The organism is Simplicispira sp. GW247-4R2A (assembly GCF_059424465.1).
In genome coordinates this window covers 1-3,546 of record NZ_JBWKZM010000049.1, presented here as the reverse complement: position 1 = coordinate 3,546, position 3,546 = coordinate 1, and the positions used below count along the sequence as shown (strand labels likewise).

The following is a 3,546-nucleotide window of genomic DNA, read 5'->3' as shown; positions in this document are numbered from 1 at the left end:
CTCCATCTCCCCCAGGAACTCACGCTTGCGCGTGCGCTTGGTTGTCAGGTTCAGGCCAAGGTCCGCTTGCTTCATGCTTCAGATTTTCTCAGCTCATCGGCTCGCCGAGCACATCGGGAGCCGATTTATGCAGACTTTCCCTAGCGCCTGATTTTGCTCAAAACCAAGGATGCCAGTGTGACCTTTTACTGATCAGGCGCTGAGCCAACCCTGCACTTGTTCGCGACTGGGTACGCCACCGGCATGCACCACTTTGCCGTCGATCACAACGCCCGGCGTGCGCATGACGCCATAGCGCGCGATGTCGCGCAGGTCTTCAAGCTTCTCCAGCGTCACCGTCACGCCATTGGCCTGCGCCACCTGGTCGATCAGCGCGATGGTGTTTTTGCAATTGGCACAGCCAGTGCCGAGTACCTTGATGTCCATCATGGGCTCCTTTTGAAATGAAGAGAGAGGGATTGACCGGGGGGGTTGGCCACGCGAGCGGGTCACAGCACTGCGTTGAAGACAAAGCCCACCAACAAAATGCCAAAAGCCACCACCCCTGCGAAGGTGGCGATCAGGCGCACCTTGAGCACCTTGCGCAAAATGACCATCTCGGGCAGCGACAGCGCGATCACGCTCATCATGAACGCCAGTACCGTGCCCAGGGCGGCGCCCTTGGCCAGCAGGGCCTGCACGATGGGAATGACACCCGCCGCATTGGTGTACATGGGCACACCGATCACCACGGCCAGGGGAACCGACCACCAGACGTCCTTGCCCATGAAGCTGGCCATAAAGTCCTGGGGCACATAGCCATGAATACCGGCACCGATGGCGATGCCCGCCAGGATGTAGGGCCAGACCTTGCCCACAATCTCGCGCACGGAGGCGAACCCCGCCTGCACACGGTCGGCCAGCGTGGTGTCCGTGGCTTCAAAGGCAGCCGACATCTTGGGAATCTCACGGACCCAGTCTTCCAGATGCGCCTCCATCTTCAAGCGGCCAATGACCCAGCCGGCCACCACGGCCACGCCCAGGCCCAGGCTCAGGTAGAGCAAGGCGACCTTCCAGCCGAACATGCCGAACAACAGCGCCAACGCCACCTCGTTGACCATGGGTGCGGAGATCAGGAACGAGAAGGTGACCCCCAGCGGTACGCCCGCCTGGACGAAACCGATGAACAGTGGCACCGCAGAACAGGAGCAGAACGGGGTCACGATGCCCAGGCTGGCCGCCATCACATTGGCCAGACCCTCGGTTCGCCCCGCCAGCAAGGCCCGGGTACGTTCGGGCGTGAAATAGCTGTTGACCATGCCCATGACGAACACCACACCCGTCAGCAGCAACAGCACCTTGGGGGTGTCGTAGAAAAAGAACTGGAGCGCTCCACCCAGATGGCTGCTGCGCTCCACCGGTAACAGGGCGGCCAGCGCTTCGGATACGGGCATCAGGGTCTGGTACGCGGCAAACCACACCAAGACGGCCAGCGCCAGAAAGGCCGCTGGCTGGCGGGTTGGCCAGGTTTTGAACGAGAGGGTTTGTGCGGTCATGCCTGTGAAGACGATGGACACAGGAAAAAGACGCACCAGATCGCCGATATTTATGCAATAACTGTGCGAAACCATCTCCTGCAGGCTCGAATGGGGCCTGACAGAGGTGCGGCTTTAGCTTTGTTGAGGGGACTCAAGCGGTGGCCGGGGAACAAAGTCTTCCACCTGCCCGCCCGTGCCCATCGTGACCTGACAGGCGGTGGCCATGCGATCGCGAAGGCGCAGCCGGGCGCGCTGGAGGCGGGACTTCGCGGCGCTGAGCGTCAATCCGACCTGGGCCGCATAGTCCGCCTGCGGCATGCCGCCCAGGTCGCACAGCACGATGGCTTGCCGGTCTGCATCATTCAGCTCTGACAGCACCCGAGGCAGACAGGCGGTAAGACCGTCCACGGGCGCGTCCTCAGGAGCAGGCGCCGCCAAATCGTCCGGCAGCGCAAGCGCTTCGCGCTCGGATTTCAAGCGATCAGCCAGTGCATTGCGGGCCACTTCAAACAGCCAGGCTCTTGGGTTTTGAATCTTGCAAAACCCACTTCCCTGGCGCAGGGCTTTCATGAACAGGTCCTGCATCATGTCTTCCACGTCTTGCGGCTGGTTCAGCCGACGGCGCAACCAGCCGCGCAGCTCGGCGGCGTGTTGTCTCCAGGCGGTATCCAGGCAATTCATGGCGTGCCTCTTGACGGCAATGCAGAGGTATGGCGCTGCCCTGCTTCACGAAGGACAGGCTCATGGTCCACGGTCCGCAACATATCTGGTGGGGGTTGTGTCATCGGGCAGCAGGAATGGATTTGGGGCAATGCTGTTCATAGGCTCTCGCACCAGCACAGGGATGATCATGACCCAGGTCAGGAAACCCACGGGCAGATTGGCCTGCGCGGCCGCCATGCTGCCAACCACCGGGAAAAACTCAGGAAAGAACCACCCCAACGCAATTTCCGATTCCCGGCTTCCCAAATCTCTTCATTTGCCTGTCAAAGGCGATCGCGCAGAAGTTACAAATTGCATCAAAATTGGGATGTTTCTGTGAGAATGCGCATGGGCCAAAGCCGCCACGCACACCAGGATTGCCAGCACCATGCACCAGGATCGCCAGCGCAAGATTCGTGAGCTGTTCGACGAGTACATCGCGTTGTACACCGCACGGGACGACCGCCTGACCGCGCGCTTCAGCCAGAACTTCAGCGGCTACCCCGGCAGCGGCAATCGGCTGATCCACGACCGCGACGAATGGGTCCGCATCACCCGGCAGGACTTTGCGCAGGTGCCGGGCCGCATTCGCATCGAAATGCTGGATCTTTCGCTGCAGGACCTCAGCCCTGACGTGGTGGTGGTGACAGCCTTCTTTCACATCCATTTGCCCAGCGACGGCCAACTGTTGTCCAGAGAAGTCGCGCGGCTGGTGCTGATCTTCCGCCAGGAAGGGGCCGAGTGGATGATCGTGCACAGCGGCATTTCCATTCCATACCGTAGCGCGCAGGACGGCGAGATCTACCCCCTCAAGAGCCTGCAGGAGCAGAACAGCGCCTTGCAGGCCCTGGTAGACGAGCGCACCCGGGCGCTGCACGAAAGCCAGGCCCTCTACCGCATGTTGACGGAGGATGCACAGGATGTGCTCTGGAAGACAGACAGCCGGCTCGTCATGACCTACATCAGCCCGGCGGACGAACGCCTGCGGGGCTTTCGGGCCGACGAGGTGGTGGGGCACCATGTTTTTGAGATGTTCACCGACCAAGGCGTCGCCCTGGTCAAAGACCTGCTCAAGCGCAGGGCCGCAGAAGACCCATCCGATACGTCGGAAGGATTCCTGACCTTCCAGGCGGAGCACCGCTGCAAGGATGGCCGCGTCATCTGGGGGGAAGTGCTGGCCAAACCCGACCGCAATGCGCAGGGAGAGATCGTGGGGTACCACGGCATCACCCGCGAGATCACCGAGCGCAAGGGAAAGTCTGCATAAATCGGCTTCCGATGTGCTCGGCGAGCCGATGAGCTGAGAAAATCTGAGGCATGAAGCAAG

At 61.2% G+C, this 3,546-nt stretch carries 5 protein-coding genes; 2 read left to right on the top strand and 3 right to left on the bottom strand.

Features of this window, described 5'->3' with window-relative positions; genetic code table 11:
- Positions 1-192 precede the first annotated feature (192 nt).
- The 3 genes from AC07ZH_RS20385 to AC07ZH_RS20375 form a co-directional block, all read right to left on the bottom strand.
- Positions 193-426 carry a thioredoxin family protein gene (locus AC07ZH_RS20385; protein ID WP_425453167.1) on the bottom strand — a complete coding sequence of 78 codons (234 nt, stop codon included), beginning with the start codon at positions 424-426 and terminating at the stop codon, positions 193-195.
- A gap of 62 nt (positions 427-488) precedes the next feature.
- Positions 489-1,535: a permease gene (locus AC07ZH_RS20380; protein WP_495201101.1), complete on the bottom strand. Its 1,047-nt coding sequence runs from the start codon at positions 1,533-1,535 to the stop codon at positions 489-491.
- 114 nt (positions 1,536-1,649) lie between these two features.
- The gene (locus AC07ZH_RS20375) at positions 1,650-2,198 is read right to left on the bottom strand and encodes a sigma-70 family RNA polymerase sigma factor (protein ID WP_119110598.1); all 549 of its coding nucleotides are present in this window, start codon (positions 2,196-2,198) and stop codon (positions 1,650-1,652) included.
- A gap of 169 nt (positions 2,199-2,367) precedes the next feature.
- Between AC07ZH_RS20375 and AC07ZH_RS20370 the strand changes: the two genes are divergently transcribed.
- A complete protein-coding gene (locus AC07ZH_RS20370) occupies positions 2,368-2,559 on the top strand; it encodes a hypothetical protein (RefSeq protein WP_495201100.1) in 192 nt (63 codons plus the stop codon).
- Between the two features lie 48 nt (positions 2,560-2,607).
- Complete coding sequence (locus AC07ZH_RS20365) at positions 2,608-3,486, top strand: nuclear transport factor 2 family protein (protein WP_495201099.1); 879 nt, start codon at positions 2,608-2,610, stop codon at positions 3,484-3,486.
- Positions 3,487-3,546 lie beyond the last annotated feature (60 nt).